Source organism: Serratia proteamaculans, assembly GCF_013337185.1.
In the GTDB taxonomy this organism is placed as follows: Bacteria; Pseudomonadota; Gammaproteobacteria; order Enterobacterales; family Enterobacteriaceae; genus Serratia; species Serratia proteamaculans_D.
In genome coordinates this window covers 296,000-309,439 of sequence record NZ_SWDE01000006.1, presented here as the reverse complement: position 1 = coordinate 309,439, position 13,440 = coordinate 296,000, and the positions used below count along the sequence as shown (strand labels likewise).

Sequence of the window (13,440 nt, the reverse complement as noted above, 5' to 3'; positions counted from 1 at the left end):
ATAGTTCCCTCTCCTTTGGGAGAGGGTTTAGGGTGAGGGGAAACAGGCAGAACAGAGGCTAAAGCCCCTCACCCCGGCCCTCTCCCCCTGGAGAGGGTGACTGAATATATTGCTCTCATCAGCCCGGCATGCAGCGATGCCGGGTTTTTTTATTCCATAATGCGGTGAATTTGCAGGTACTGCAGCAGCATAATGGTCTTGCCGTCTTTAATCCGCCCGTCGGCGATCATCGCCACCGCCTCGGTAAAGGGCAGTTCCACCACTTCAATATCTTCGTCTTCGATACCGCCACCGGCCGCATGACGTTCGTCGTCATGGTATTCGGCAATAAAGAAATAAATAATTTCGGTCACGCCGCCCGGCGACATATAGGCTTCGAAAACCTTCTTCACCTCACCAACCTGAAAACCGGTTTCTTCCACCGCTTCACGTCGCGCACATTGTTCCGGTGAATCCGCATCCAGCAGGCCCGCACAGGCCTCCAGCAGCATGCCGCTCTCATTACCGTTAACATAGGTCGGCATGCGGAATTGATTGGTCAGCACCACCGTGCCCTTGGCGCGGTTATACAGCAAAATGGTCGCCCCGTTACCGCGATCGTAGACTTCACGCATCTGCTGAACGGAACCGCCATCCTTGCGCTTGAGATCAAAAGTATATTTGTGCAGTACATACCAGTTATCCGACAACAGCTCTTTTTTCACATTCTCAATTTTCGCTGACATGAACCCTTCTTCTTTTCCGTTAGCTGAAACGCAAAAATGATACCGCGATTAAGCGCCGAAGTGACAACCGATTTGCAACAAAAAACCCCGTAGCTCATACAGAACCACGGGGTTTTTACCATCAATAGTATTTAGAAGCCGTTGGGTACGTCGCGCATATCCGGCAGCTTATGGGCGATCCCCTTGTGGCAATCGATGCAGGTTTTGCCTTCGGTTATTGCCTTGTCGTGCATCTTCGCCGCCACGGTTTTCTGCGCGCTAAAGTCCATATATTCAAAATTATGGCAGTTGCGGCACTCTTGCGAGTCATTGGCCTTCATTCGTGCCCATTCATTGCTCGCCATCGCTAACCGATGCTGGTCAAATTTCTGTGGCGTATCGATCAACCCGAACGCCTTGGCGTACAACTCCTTGCTGGCCTTAATCTTACGCAGCATTTTCGGCCCCCACTCATGCGGCACGTGGCAATCCGGACAGGTGGCGCGCACGCCACTGCGGTTGTTGTAATGCACCGTGCCCATGTATTCCTCATAGACGTTTTCGCGCATTTCATGACAGCCGATACAGAACTGTTCGGTATTGGCTGCCTCCATGCCGGTATTAAAACCGCCCCAGAAGATGATGCCGGCGCCAAAGCCGAGCAACAGCAGCGTTCCCAGCGCCAGGCGGCTTGGCCTGCGCCACCAGCGCCAGACCCGCAACAGGCGGCCGGGCTTTTTTTCAGTGGTGGTGTGTTTGTCTTTGCTCATAGCTCCCCCGCTTAATGCCCAAAGCCCGGCATGGGCTGGAAATCATTGCCGACAATCGGTGCCGCGTCGGTTTGCGGTACGTGGCACTGCAGACAGAAATAGCGACGCGGCGCGACTTCGCTCAGCATCTTGCCGTCCCTGTCCATAAAATGCGTCGGGCTGATACGCGGCGCACCGGTGGTGCGGTAATGTTCCACGCCGTGGCACTGCAGGCAGCGGTTGGTGTTCTTGCTGATCTGATAGCCATCCACGCTATGCGGGATCATCGGCGGCTGATTGACGTAGTTCAGCGCCATCCGTTCCTGCTGCTTTGGCATCGAGATCGGCCCGCTGGCAGTCGCGGACACTTCCGGAGACTTACTGAGATCGACATCGCTGGCAGCAAACGCCAGGCCGGCAAAGGCCAGCGACAACAAGGTCACCCACAGGGCAAGCGTCTTTTTCACAACAGGGCTTTTCATTTTTATTTGGCTCCCGGGTCATTAAATAAGGTGTTCATCGCACAATTCGTCAGCCTCACACCTTTTCCACCTTCACCGCGCATTTCTTGAAGTCGACTTCTTTGGAAAGCGGATCGGTGGCGTCCAGCGTCAGGTTATTGACCAGCTGCGCCGCATCAAAGAACGGCATATACACCAGTCCCCTTGGCGGGCGGTTACGGCCGCGGGTTTCGACCGTGCTGATCAATTCGCCACGGCGCGACAGCACCCTGACCTTCTCACCACGGCGCAGGTTGCGGCTTTTGGCGTCCAGCGGGTGGATAAACACCACCGCCTGCGGGAAGGCACGGTGCAGCTCGGGTACCCGGCGGGTCATCGAACCGGTATGCCAATGTTCCAGCACCCGACCGGTGGATAACCAAAGGTCATATTCTTTATCCGGGCTTTCCGCCGCCGGTTCGAATGGCAGCGCGAAGATCACCGCCTTGCCGTCCGGCTTGCCGTAGAAACGCACTTCTTCCCCGGCTTTAACGTAGGGGTCAGTCCCTTCGCGGTAGCGCCACAGCGTCTCTTTGCCCTCCACCACCGGCCAGCGCAGACCGCGAGCCTGATGGTAGCTATCGAACGGCGCCAGATCGTGGCCATGACCGCGACCAAAACCGGCATATTCTTCAAACAGCCCTTTTTGCAGATAGAAGCCGAAGTCACGAGCCTCATCGTTAAGCTGATCCGCCGGGATCTCCGTCAGCGGGTATTTATTGACCTCACCGTTGGCAAACAGCACGTCGTACAACGTTTTGCCGCGATACTCCGGTTTCTGCGCCAGCAGTTCGGCCGGCCACACCTCTTCTACCTTAAAGCGCTTGGAGAACTCCACCAGTTGCCACAGATCGGATTTGGCCTCACCCGGCGCTTTCACCTGCTGACGCCAGAACTGAGTGCGGCGCTCCGCATTACCGTAGGCTCCCTCTTTCTCCACCCACATGGCGGTCGGCAGGATCAGGTCGGCGGCCAGGGCGCTGACGGTCGGGTAAGGATCCGACACCACCACAAAGTTGCGCGCATCGCGCCAGCCCGGCATCCGGTCTTCATTGATATTCGGCCCAGCCTGCATGTTGTTGTTACACATCACCCAGTAAGCGTTCAGCGTGCCATCCTTCAGCGCACGATCCTGCGCTACCGCATGCAGCCCGACTTTTGCCGGGATGGTGCCGGCCGGCAGTTGCCACTTCTGCTCGGCGGTCTGACGGTGCTTTTCGTTGGTGACCACCATGTCGGCCGGCAGACGGTGGGCAAAAGTGCCAACCTCACGCGCGGTGCCGCAGGCGGAAGGCTGGCCGGTCAGCGAGAACGGCCCACAGCCCGGTTTGGAGATTTTGCCGGTCAGCAGATGCAGGTTGTAGCACAGGTTATTGGCCCACACGCCGCGCGTGTGCTGGTTAAAGCCCATGGTCCAGTACGACACCACCTTGATGTTCGGATCGGCATACAGTTTTGCCAACGCTTCCAATTGGTCTTCCGGCACGCCGCTCATTTTGGCCGTTTTTTCCAGCGTGTAGTCCGCTACGAAGGTTTTGTATTCCTCGAAGCTCATCGGATCCGAAGCGTCGCTGCCCGGGTTTTTCGCCGCTTTTTCCAGTGGGTCGGTTGGGCGCAGGCCGTAACCGATATCCGTCGCACCACGGCGGAAGTTGACGTGCCGATTAAGGAAGTCCTGATCGACCGCGTTGTTTTGAATGATGTAATTGGCGATGTAGTTCATGATCGCCAGGTCGGTCTGCGGCGTGAACACCATGCCGTTGTCCGCCAGTTCGAAGCTGCGGTGTTCAAATGTCGACAGTACCGATACGTTAACCTTCTCATTGCTCAGGCGACGGTCGGTGATGCGCGACCACAGGATCGGGTGCATCTCTGCCATGTTGGAGCCCCACAGCACGAAGGCATCGGCCTGCTCGATATCGTCATAGCAGCCCATGGGTTCGTCCATACCGAAGGTGCGCATAAAGCCCACAACCGCTGACGCCATACAGTGGCGGGCGTTCGGATCCAGGTTATTGGAGCGCAGACCGGCTTTGAGCAATTTGGCGGCGGCATAGCCTTCCCACACCGTCCACTGGCCGGAGCCGAACATGCCAACGGCCTCCGGGCCTTTCTCTTTCAGGGCCTGCTTGAACTTTTCGGCCATGATGTCGAAAGCCTGCTGCCAACTGACCGGCGTGAACTCGCCTTCCTTGTGGTACTGGCCGTCTTTCATGCGCAGCAGTGGCTGAGTCAGACGATCTTTACCGTACATGATCTTTGGCAGGAAATAGCCTTTGATGCAGCTCAACCCACGGTTGACCGCCGCTTCCGGATCGCCTTGTGAGGCAACAATGCGGCCGTTCTGGGTACCGACCAGCACGCCACAGCCTGTGCCACAGAAACGACAGGGCGCTTTGTCCCATTTGATAGAGTCGGCGCTGCCTGCCACCGCCTGCGCCACCGTGGGAATAGTCAGCCCGGCGGCTGCCGCAGCGGCGACCGCGGCGTTTGCTTTCATGAAGTCTCGACGACTGAGTTTCATGGCGTTACCTCACCTTGAGTGTCCTGCTGGTGATAAACCAGCGATACCGCCAGCACGCCATCCAAATTGCGTACCGACTCAATTTTCTCCAGCAGCTGATCGGAACAAGCTGCCTGCATCACCACCACCAGCTTGCCGTTCGGCTGGTCCTGGGCCGGAATTTCCGTGTCCGCTATCGCCAGCAAATCGGCAACCAGCCGTGGAATTTTTTCCGGCCGCGCCTGTACCACCAGCCCGCTGACGTGCCATTCGTTATTCATCATTATTTTCGCTCTGGGTTAGGGTGACGGCACCGGCCGGGCAACCGGCGACACAGGCGCCACAGCCCGTGCAGGCCGTAGCATCCAGCAGCGGTTGAGCCATTTCCCCCAAACGGGGCCGAAAGCGGATCGCCTGGGTCTCGCAGCTATCCTGGCAACTGCGGCATTCCACGCCCCGCTGCGCCAGGCAGCCGGTACCGAATACCGCATGTTGTTGCCAGGGGGTTTCTGCCAACGGGCGAAATAGAGGCTCTTCGCAGGCCTGCACGCAGCGCCCGCAGAAAGTGCATTCTGCTCGTTGAAAATCAATTTCGGGAAAACCACCGCCGCCGCTAATCAGCACCCCGGTTTCGCAGGCGCGAACGCAGGCCTGGCAGCGAGTGCAACCGGTAATAAAAAGGGATCCTTGCAACGACCACGGGGGGCGGATCGCTGCGACTGGCTGACGCCATTGTCCACCGAGCAGGTTACGCCGTGACAATACGGTCATGCTGTTATCCTCGACATTGCAAACGCGCCACCGCGCGTAATAAGTAATAAATAGAGCCTGTTTTTGTATTTTTATTGATTCGTTGCCAAGTAATTTCCCGTTGCCGTCATGACGTGAAAGACGGCAGGAATAAACCTTGATAAACACGGGGGTAAGATAAGAGGAGTACGGGGGGTATATAATTACCCTAAATGGGTAAATGCGGGGGTAGCTTGCGCCAGATCAATCTATTCGAGTCGTTAGCCGCAAAATCCCCTTCCAGTCGCTATCTAATTGATTATACAGCGTCGACCTTTTATGAAGGTGGCAGCCAATTTAATGCAAAACGCTACGCATTTTAGTTGCAAAAGTTATAATTTTGCTTTCGAATGAAACCCGGCGATGCCCATCGCCCGTGAGAAAAGGATGCATGATTGCTTGTTAAACGTTCAGTGACCAGCAGCCTGGCCAAGGCGCTGTTTTGCATTGTGATTTTGTCCGTGCTCTCTACCGGGCTGGCGCTGACCACCGTGGCTGACAGCCTGCGCGACGCCGAAGCGGTCAACATTGCCGGTTCGTTGCGCATGCAGAGCTACCGGCTGGCCTACGATCTCACTCGCCCGGCTCCGGAGCTGGAACAGCATCTGTTGCAGTATCAGCAATCCCTGCAGGCCCCGGCGTTGCAGAAGCTGGATCGTTTTTACGTGCCTGCGGAGGTGCGAGAAAAGTATCTGTCTCTGCAGCATGCCTGGCAACCGCTGGCACAGCAGATCCGGGCTGGCCAGTCGGCCGACTATCAGGCCAATATCGCCGGCTATGTTAACCAGATTGACCATTTTGTGTTGGCGCTACAGCGCTATTCAGAACTGAAATTGACTATTGTGGCGGCCATCAGCGTGCTGGGCTTTATTGCCATCATCGGCCTGGTGCTGTTTTGCATCCGTTTTATGCGCCGTCAGGTGGTTGCCCCGCTCAAGCACCTGGTGGATGCCAGCCAGCGCGTGCAGCAGCGGGACTTTAACCATCCGCCACTGGATATCGCCCTGCCGAATGAGCTGGGCGTTTTGTCACAGGCCTTTACCGCCATGTCGGGCGACTTGGCCAAATTATATCAATCGCTGGAGCAGAAAGTGCGGGAGAAAACCCAGCGTCTGCAGCAGGCAAACAAAACGCTGGAAGTGCTGTATACCTGCTCGCAAGCGCTGAGCGTGCGGCAGATAGACCAGCAGGCATTCGAAAAAATCCTGCATATTGTGCGCCAAAGCGAAGATTTGCACTGTATGCGGCTAAAGGTGGCAGACAGCCTCAGCGAATGGCAATTACACAGCGGCACCCCTTCGGCAACGCTGGCGTGGCAATCGCTGGCCATCGTCCAGGGCGACAAACCCCTGGGTGAACTGAGCTGGCAGCAAAAGGAACAGCCACCCCACCCGCACCTGATGCAGAGCGTGGCCAATATGCTGAGCCGGGGGATCTATTTTAACCGCGCGCAAAAACAGCATATGCAATTTTTGCTGATGGAAGAACGCGCCACCATCGCCCGCGAGTTGCATGATTCTCTGGCTCAGGCACTGTCGTTTTTGCGTATTCAGCTAACCCTGCTCAAGCGTACGCTGGCGGACAGTCCCCCTGAAGCACAAGAGATTATTAGCGATTTTGACCAGGCGCTGGCCGATGCCTATCGCCAACTGCGTGAGCTGCTGACCACCTTCCGCCTGAACATTCAGGAGGCCGATTTGAACACCGCGCTGCACCAGTTGCTGGCGCCATTAAAGGTTCTTACCGGTGCGCGGATTCAGTTACACTGTCGGCTTTCCTCCCAGGCGCTCAATGCCCAGCAGCAGGTGCATGCGCTACAGATTGTGCGCGAAGCGGTGCTTAACGCCATCAAACACGCCGAAGCACAGGAAATCGTGATTCGCTGCGAAATGACGGCCGAGGGTGATAACAGCATCAGCATCGCTGACGACGGTTGCGGCATCGCCAGCCTGAATGAACCTGAAGGTCACTATGGTTTGACCATCATGAGCGAGCGAGCTGCGCGACTGGGAGGAACGCTGCGCATCCAGCGGGGTGAGCCGGACGGCACGGAAGTCCGCCTGACTTTCCCGCCATAAAATCAGGACTGTTCACCCTTCGTTACGGTTTAGCTGAGTCTAACGGTCTATTTCAGGATGTTTGAGGCACCAATTGCCACTATTTTATAAGAGTCTGTCCCACTGTGAAGCGTGCAGCACGGCGCGTTTGAGTGGCTTTACTCGCTACAGGGAGCATATTTCATGGTGATGAAGAATTACCGAGTGATGATCGTCGACGACCACCCGCTGATGCGCCGCGGCATCAAACAATTGCTGGGGCTGGATCCGCTGTTTAGCGTGCTGGCCGAAGCCAGCAGTGGCAACGAAGCCATTTCGCTCGCACTGCAGCACACGCCGGACGTGATCCTGCTCGATCTGAATATGAAAGGGTTGTCCGGTCTGGACACGCTGAAAGCGCTGCGCAATGAAGGCGTGGACGCCCGTATTATCGTACTGACGGTATCGGATTCACGCAACGACGTGTACGCGTTGATCGACGCCGGCGCCGACGGCTACCTGCTGAAAGACAGTGAACCGGAACAATTGCTGGAGCACATTCGCGCGGCGGCAGAAGGACAGAACGTGATCAGCGACGCGGTAGCGGACTATCTGTCATCCCGTAGTGAACAACACGACCCCTTTGCCGAGCTGACCGAACGCGAGCTGGACGTGCTGCAGGAAGTGGCGCGTGGCCTGTCCAATAAGCAGGTAGCGGCCCAGCTGCACATTTCTGAAGAGACAGTGAAAGTGCACATCCGCAATATGCTGCGCAAACTGGATGTCCGTTCACGCGTGGCGGCAACGGTGATGTATCTGGAGCACAAGAGTCAATAATCCTTCCCCGGCGTGCCGGGGAGGCTTTATTCGATGGCGGCGAGCAGCGCCTGATGATGCTGGTGAACCCAGCCCTTGTTGATCGGCCCCCAGTTTTCCAACTGATAGAAACCGTCGTTATTGCGTACGCCCTGCTGAATAAACTGCAATTCCACCCCCAGGCCAGGCAAGGCTTTCAACACGTCTTGCAGGGTACGGCGCGGCCAGCCGGTCAGCTCCATCAGACGCGGGACGTTTGGCCGTTCGCTGTGGCTGATCAGCCAGCACAGATAGAGACGGCGGGCGAATACCGGGTTAATTTCCATACCTTGCTCCTGCATTAAAGTGAGTCCTGATTATTTTTTGAGAAACCCGAATGGCCAGGTCCTTGATTGTCATTAAATTGTCTTAATCGCGGTGTTAATGGCAATGACGGCGTAATTAGGGGGTTCTTCTACCGTTATTTACATTATCTCCTTTTTTTCTCCACGCTTTACTCCCCCTACCCGAGTAAAGTGCATAAGCGCCGGAATCCTTCCCAGCCGCTGATAAACGCAATTCCGATGCGTCTTAAAGATAGAACAAGTCATAACGAGGTTCGCGCTGCATGGCCAATTTTTTTATTGATCGCCCGATTTTCGCCTGGGTTCTGGCAATTATTCTTTGCCTGACCGGCGCTTTGGCGATTTCTTCCTTACCGGTGGAACAATACCCGAACCTGGCCCCGCCGAACGTTCGCATTAGCGCCACCTACCCCGGCGCTTCGGCACAAACGCTGGAAAACACCGTCACCCAGATTATCGAACAGAACATGACGGGCCTGGACAACATGATGTATATGTCGTCGCAGAGCACCAATACCGGGCGGGCCACGGTAACGCTGACCTTTGAGGCCGGTACCGACCCTAACGAGGCGATGCAGCAGGTACAAAACCAACTGCAGGCGGCGATTAAGCGGCTACCGCAGGCGGTGCAGACTCAGGGCGTAACGGTATCGAAATCCGGTGATACCACGCTGATGATGGTGGCCTTTGTCTCCACCGACGGCAGCATGGACAAGCAGGACATTGCCGATTACATCGTCTCCAACCTGCAGGATCCGCTCAGCCGCATCAACGGTGTGGGCAGCATGGACGTTTATGGCTCGCAATACGCCATGCGCATCTGGCTCGATCCCAACAAACTCAATAGCTACCAACTCACCACCCAGGACGTCGTCAGCGCGATCCAATCGCAGAACGCCCAGGTCGCGGTCGGCCAGCTCGGCGGCACGCCCTCCGTCGATAAACAGGCGCTTAACGCCACCATTAACGCACAGTCTCAGTTGCAAACGCCGGAACAGTTCAAACAAATCACCTTGCGGGTCAACCAGGACGGTTCACTGGTGACGCTGGGCGATGTTTCCACCATTGAGCTGGGCGGCGAGAACTATGACTATCTCAGCCGCTATAACGGCATGCAAGCCGCCGGCATGAACATCAAGCTGGCCTCCGGTGCCAACGAACTGCAAACCGACCAGTTGGTGAAAGACAAAATCGCCCAGTTGTCGCAGTATTTCCCGCATGGGCTGGAGGCAAAGGTCGCCTATGAAACCACCCCGTTCGTTAAAGCCTCGATCAAGGACGTGGTAAAAACCCTGCTGGAAGCCATTTTGCTGGTATTCCTGGTGATGTACCTGTTCTTGCAGAACTTCCGCGCCACGCTGATCCCGACCATCGCCGTGCCGGTAGTGTTGATGGGCACCTTCGCCATTCTTTCGGCCTGCGGATTCAGTATCAACACCCTGACCATGTTTGCCATGGTGCTGGCCATCGGGCTATTGGTGGATGACGCCATCGTGGTGGTGGAAAACGTCGAACGCGTGATGAGCGAAGAAGGCCTGTCGCCCAGAGACGCCACACGCAAATCCATGGGGCAGATCCAGAGTGCGCTGGTCGGCATCGCCATGGTGTTGTCGGCGGTGTTTATCCCGATGGCGTTCTTCGGCGGTACCACCGGTGCCATTTACCGCCAGTTCTCGATCACCATCGTTTCTGCCATGGTGCTGTCGGTGTTGGTGGCGATGATCCTGACCCCTGCCCTATGCGCCACCCTGCTCAAACCGATTGCCAAAGGCCACCATCACGGCAAACGTGGCTTCTTCGGCTGGTTCAACCGCATGTTCAACCGCAACGCCGACCGCTACGAGCGCGGTGTGGCACGGGTGCTGCACTCCAGCGTTCGTTATATGGTGATTTACCTGCTGTTGCTTGGCGGTATGGCGCTACTGTTTATCAAGTTGCCGACCTCGTTCCTGCCGCAGGAAGACCGTGGGGTATTCACCGTGCAGGTACAGCTGCCGCCAGGGTCGACCCTGCAGCAGACCACCAAAGTGGTCGAGAAAGTTGAACACTATTTCCTGACCAAAGAAAAACAGGACGTGTTGTCCGTGTTCTCCACCATTGGTGCCGGCCCCGGCGGCAACGGGCAGAACGTGGCACGCATGTTTATTCGCTTGAAAGACTGGGATTTGCGAACCTCCGGTGCCAACAGCTCATTCGATATCATCGATCGCGCCACCAAAGAGTTTAACCAGATTATCGAGGCGCGGGTGATTGCCAGCAGTCCACCGGCGATTACCGGTCTGGGCAACTCTTCCGGCTTCGATATGGAACTTGAAGATCACGCCGGTCTGGGCCACGACAAACTGATGGCGGCACGCGATCAACTGCTGCAACTGGCCGCCGCTAACCCGCTGCTGTCCCGCGTGCGCCACAATGGCCTGGATGACAGCCCGCAGTTGCAGATTGATATTGACCAACGCAAGGCGCAGGCGCTGGGTGTTTCAATCGATGACATCAACAACACGTTATCAACTGCCTGGGGCTCAACCTACGTTAACGACTTCGTCGACCGCGGTCGGGTGAAAAAAGTCTATGTGCAGGCCGCCGCACCGTTCCGCATGCTGCCTGGCGACATTGATAAATGGTTCGTGCGCAACAGCGCGGGCGGCATGGTGCCGTTCACCGCCTTTGCCACCTCCCATTGGGAATATGGCTCTCCACGTCTGGAACGCTATAACGGCAGCTCGGCGCTGGAGATTGTTGGCGAAGCGGCAGAAGGCGTCAGCAGCGGTACTGCCATGGCCGAAATGGAAAAAATTGTCAGCCAGTTACCGACCGGTTTCGGTCTGGAATGGACCGCCATGTCCTACCAGGAGCGCCTGTCCGGCTCGCAGGCACCGGCGCTTTATGCCATTTCGCTGTTGGTGGTGTTCCTGTGTCTGGCGGCGCTGTATGAGAGCTGGTCGATTCCATTCTCGGTGATGCTGGTAGTGCCACTGGGCCTGATTGGTGCCGTTGCCGCCACCTGGCTACGCGGGCTGGAGAATGACGTTTACTTCCAGGTCGGGATGCTGACCATCATCGGGCTGTCGGCGAAAAACGCCATTTTGATCGTCGAATTCGCCAACGAGCTAAACCATAAAGGTCAGGATTTGATGTCGGCCACCCTGGAAGCCTCGCGCATGCGTCTGCGGCCGATTTTGATGACCTCGCTGGCCTTTATCTTCGGCGTACTGCCGATGACCATCAGCAGTGGGGCCGGCTCAGGCAGCCAGCATGCGGTGGGTACCGGGGTAATGGGCGGTATGATTTCCGCCACCCTGCTGGCGATTTTCTTCGTACCGCTGTTCTTTGTGCTGGTACGCCGCCGCTTCCCGGGTAAGACGGCAGCCACCGCCAAAGCGCAAGACGGCGCGGAATAACAGGTAAAAAAAAGCAGCGTCGGGAAACCGATGCTGCTTTATCTCGAACGAGCGTCTCGTTCCTAGGGTGCTTTAATCACGGACAAATAAACCAACCTTGTTATCAACCTCAGCGCAGTGTCAGTTACCTAACATCTCTTCGATGAAGTCTTTCCAGTTTCCCAACTCACGATCAACCATAATAATTTACAACCTCAATTAATAGACGAAGCGAATTCTACGCCTGTTTTTTGAGCAAGTGAAGAGTTTCGGGAACGATGCCACCCGCGAAAACCGGGGATAGTGCACATTTTCGTATTTATCTGATCAATCTATAATGCCGGCTATTCCCTTCCGTTATTAACTCATCAAATCAGGGGCAGAAAAGATCTAACCCAACCGCTGTAGGCCAACGCACAGGCAACCAGCCGCTCAACCAAGGTCGACATCAATAACTTCATATGATTACAAAATGATATTGATATTAATTATCAATATCATTACGATTCTCAAATCGTAAATTGATGTAAAGGAATGTATATGAAGTTGCCCCTGTTCACCCCAGGCAAAGGTTTTTCTCTCAGCGCCCTGACCTCCGCCATGCTGCTGCTGTCTTGCTCAACGCTGGCTGCTGAGCAGCCAGAAAGCCATTTCCAAACCCAACCGGTGGGATACGGCCTGTATGAACTGGCATTTGATGGCCAAAACAGCACCCTGTTTGCCGCCTCTACCCCTTCATTCGCCAAAGGCAACAACAGCGGCATTGTTTACCGCATCAATCCAGCCACGCTGGCCACAGAGGGGAAAATCGTTACCCAACGCCGCGCCTTTGCCACCGCGCTGGATGAAGAGCGCCATGTCCTGTACATCGGTAATACCGTCGACGGTTCCGTAACCCTGATTGATACCCAGAGCGGTAAAGAACTCGCCACCATCCAACTCAGCGAAAGCATGAAAGAGGACCAATTCACCCCGACGCGTGAAATGGTGCTCGATAAGAAAAATCAGCGTTTGTATGTCTCTGGCACTGCGAAGCAAGGCGTGCTGTGGGTGATCGACACCGCCAAACGGGAAAAGATTGCCACCATCAGCAACGTCGGCGAATACCCCACCGGTCTTGCCCTGGACACCGAACGTGGTCATATCTACTGCGTTAACGGCGGCGGTGAACTGATTACCCTGGACGCCGTCAGCCACAAAATCCTCAAGCGCCTGGTGGTGGACCCCGCCAAGAAACACTTCTTCCTGAACATCAGCCTGGACAGCAAAACCGGCCGTGCCTTCATCACCGATCCTGACCTGCCGAAGGTGCTGGTTGTCGATATCAACAGCGGAAAAATCCTGCACCAGATAGAGGTGATCAACTCACTGGCGGTGCTGTTCAACCCGGTCCGCAGTGAAATCTACATCACGCACCGCGAGGCCAAACGCATCAGCATCGTGGACAGCAACAGCTATCAGGTCAAAAACAGCATCACCACCACCGCACTGCCCAACAGCCTGGCCCTTTCTGCGGACGGCAATACCCTCTTTGCCAGCATCAAGCAGTCCAAGGAAGAGATGGAGAAAAAGCAGGATTATCTGCTCAAGATTAACCTTGGCGGACTGTGAGGCAGGCA

Annotated in this window: 12 protein-coding genes; 4 read left to right on the top strand and 8 right to left on the bottom strand. The window is 56.0% G+C overall.

Annotation, left to right across the window (positions count from 1 at the left end):
* Window positions 1-149 precede the first annotated feature (149 nt).
* The 6 genes from nudK to napF all read right to left on the bottom strand — a co-directional run bounded on the left by nudK (window position 150) and on the right by napF (window position 5,227).
* Entirely contained in the window at window positions 150-725 is a 576-nt protein-coding gene (gene nudK, locus FCL49_RS21205; RefSeq protein ID WP_174355023.1) for a GDP-mannose pyrophosphatase NudK, read from the bottom strand.
* A gap of 131 nt (window positions 726-856) precedes the next feature.
* The gene (gene napC, locus FCL49_RS21200; RefSeq protein ID WP_174355022.1) at window positions 857-1,474 is read right to left on the bottom strand and encodes a cytochrome c-type protein NapC; all 618 of its coding nucleotides are present in this window, start codon (window positions 1,472-1,474) and stop codon (window positions 857-859) included.
* Between the two features lie 11 nt (window positions 1,475-1,485).
* A complete protein-coding gene (gene napB / locus FCL49_RS21195; protein ID WP_174355021.1) occupies window positions 1,486-1,935 on the bottom strand; it encodes a nitrate reductase cytochrome c-type subunit in 450 nt (149 codons plus the stop codon).
* Between the two features lie 55 nt (window positions 1,936-1,990).
* Window positions 1,991-4,477, bottom strand: a complete 2,487-nt coding sequence (gene napA, locus FCL49_RS21190) for a nitrate reductase catalytic subunit NapA (RefSeq protein WP_174355020.1) — start codon at window positions 4,475-4,477, stop codon at window positions 1,991-1,993.
* The gene (gene napD, locus FCL49_RS21185; protein ID WP_174355019.1) at window positions 4,474-4,740 is read right to left on the bottom strand and encodes a chaperone NapD; all 267 of its coding nucleotides are present in this window, start codon (window positions 4,738-4,740) and stop codon (window positions 4,474-4,476) included. Before napD ends, napA begins: the two co-directional genes overlap by 4 nt.
* The gene (napF, locus tag FCL49_RS21180) at window positions 4,730-5,227 is read right to left on the bottom strand and encodes a ferredoxin-type protein NapF (protein ID WP_174355018.1); all 498 of its coding nucleotides are present in this window, start codon (window positions 5,225-5,227) and stop codon (window positions 4,730-4,732) included. The genes napD and napF overlap by 11 nt, the downstream gene beginning before the upstream one ends.
* 413 nt (window positions 5,228-5,640) lie before the next feature.
* Here napF and narQ point away from each other — a divergent pair, with 413 nt between their 5' ends.
* Both narQ and FCL49_RS21170 read left to right on the top strand, forming a co-directional pair.
* Window positions 5,641-7,323 carry a nitrate/nitrite two-component system sensor histidine kinase NarQ gene (gene narQ / locus FCL49_RS21175; RefSeq protein WP_174355017.1) on the top strand — a complete coding sequence of 561 codons (1,683 nt, stop codon included), beginning with the start codon at window positions 5,641-5,643 and terminating at the stop codon, window positions 7,321-7,323.
* Between the two features lie 162 nt (window positions 7,324-7,485).
* Window positions 7,486-8,118, top strand: coding sequence for a response regulator (locus FCL49_RS21170; protein ID WP_174355016.1), 633 nt, complete (start codon window positions 7,486-7,488; stop codon window positions 8,116-8,118).
* A gap of 26 nt (window positions 8,119-8,144) precedes the next feature.
* Here the strand turns inward: FCL49_RS21170 and FCL49_RS21165 are convergent, their stop codons facing one another.
* On the bottom strand, window positions 8,145-8,423 hold the full coding sequence (locus FCL49_RS21165) for a winged helix-turn-helix domain-containing protein (protein WP_115184066.1): 279 nt from the start codon (window positions 8,421-8,423) through the stop codon (window positions 8,145-8,147).
* A gap of 281 nt (window positions 8,424-8,704) precedes the next feature.
* Between FCL49_RS21165 and acrD the strand changes: the two genes are divergently transcribed.
* Complete coding sequence (gene acrD / locus FCL49_RS21160; RefSeq protein WP_174355015.1) at window positions 8,705-11,842, top strand: multidrug efflux RND transporter permease AcrD; 3,138 nt, start codon at window positions 8,705-8,707, stop codon at window positions 11,840-11,842.
* A gap of 120 nt (window positions 11,843-11,962) precedes the next feature.
* Here acrD and ypfM read toward each other — a convergent pair whose 3' ends face one another.
* Window positions 11,963-12,022 carry a protein YpfM gene (ypfM, locus tag FCL49_RS21155; RefSeq protein WP_112349006.1) on the bottom strand — a complete coding sequence of 20 codons (60 nt, stop codon included), beginning with the start codon at window positions 12,020-12,022 and terminating at the stop codon, window positions 11,963-11,965.
* A 339-nt stretch (window positions 12,023-12,361) separates the two neighbouring features.
* Here ypfM and FCL49_RS21150 point away from each other — a divergent pair, with 339 nt between their 5' ends.
* The gene (locus tag FCL49_RS21150) at window positions 12,362-13,432 is read left to right on the top strand and encodes a YncE family protein (protein ID WP_174355014.1); all 1,071 of its coding nucleotides are present in this window, start codon (window positions 12,362-12,364) and stop codon (window positions 13,430-13,432) included.
* The last annotated feature ends 8 nt before the right edge of the window (window positions 13,433-13,440 follow it).

Coding starts and splice junctions, on each gene's coding strand:
- acrD (WP_174355015.1), top strand. CDS start 8,705: ATGGCCAATTTTTTTATTGATCGCCCGATTTTCGCCTGGGTTCTGGCA.
- FCL49_RS21165 (WP_115184066.1), bottom strand. CDS start 8,423: ATGGAAATTAACCCGGTATTCGCCCGCCGTCTCTATCTGTGCTGGCTG.
- napD (WP_174355019.1), bottom strand. CDS start 4,740: ATGATGAATAACGAATGGCACGTCAGCGGGCTGGTGGTACAGGCGCGG.
- napA (WP_174355020.1), bottom strand. CDS start 4,477: ATGAAACTCAGTCGTCGAGACTTCATGAAAGCAAACGCCGCGGTCGCC.
- napB (WP_174355021.1), bottom strand. CDS start 1,935: ATGAAAAGCCCTGTTGTGAAAAAGACGCTTGCCCTGTGGGTGACCTTG.
- FCL49_RS21150 (WP_174355014.1), top strand. CDS start 12,362: ATGAAGTTGCCCCTGTTCACCCCAGGCAAAGGTTTTTCTCTCAGCGCC.
- napC (WP_174355022.1), bottom strand. CDS start 1,474: ATGAGCAAAGACAAACACACCACCACTGAAAAAAAGCCCGGCCGCCTG.
- FCL49_RS21170 (WP_174355016.1), top strand. CDS start 7,486: ATGGTGATGAAGAATTACCGAGTGATGATCGTCGACGACCACCCGCTG.
- nudK (WP_174355023.1), bottom strand. CDS start 725: ATGTCAGCGAAAATTGAGAATGTGAAAAAAGAGCTGTTGTCGGATAAC.
- napF (WP_174355018.1), bottom strand. CDS start 5,227: ATGACCGTATTGTCACGGCGTAACCTGCTCGGTGGACAATGGCGTCAG.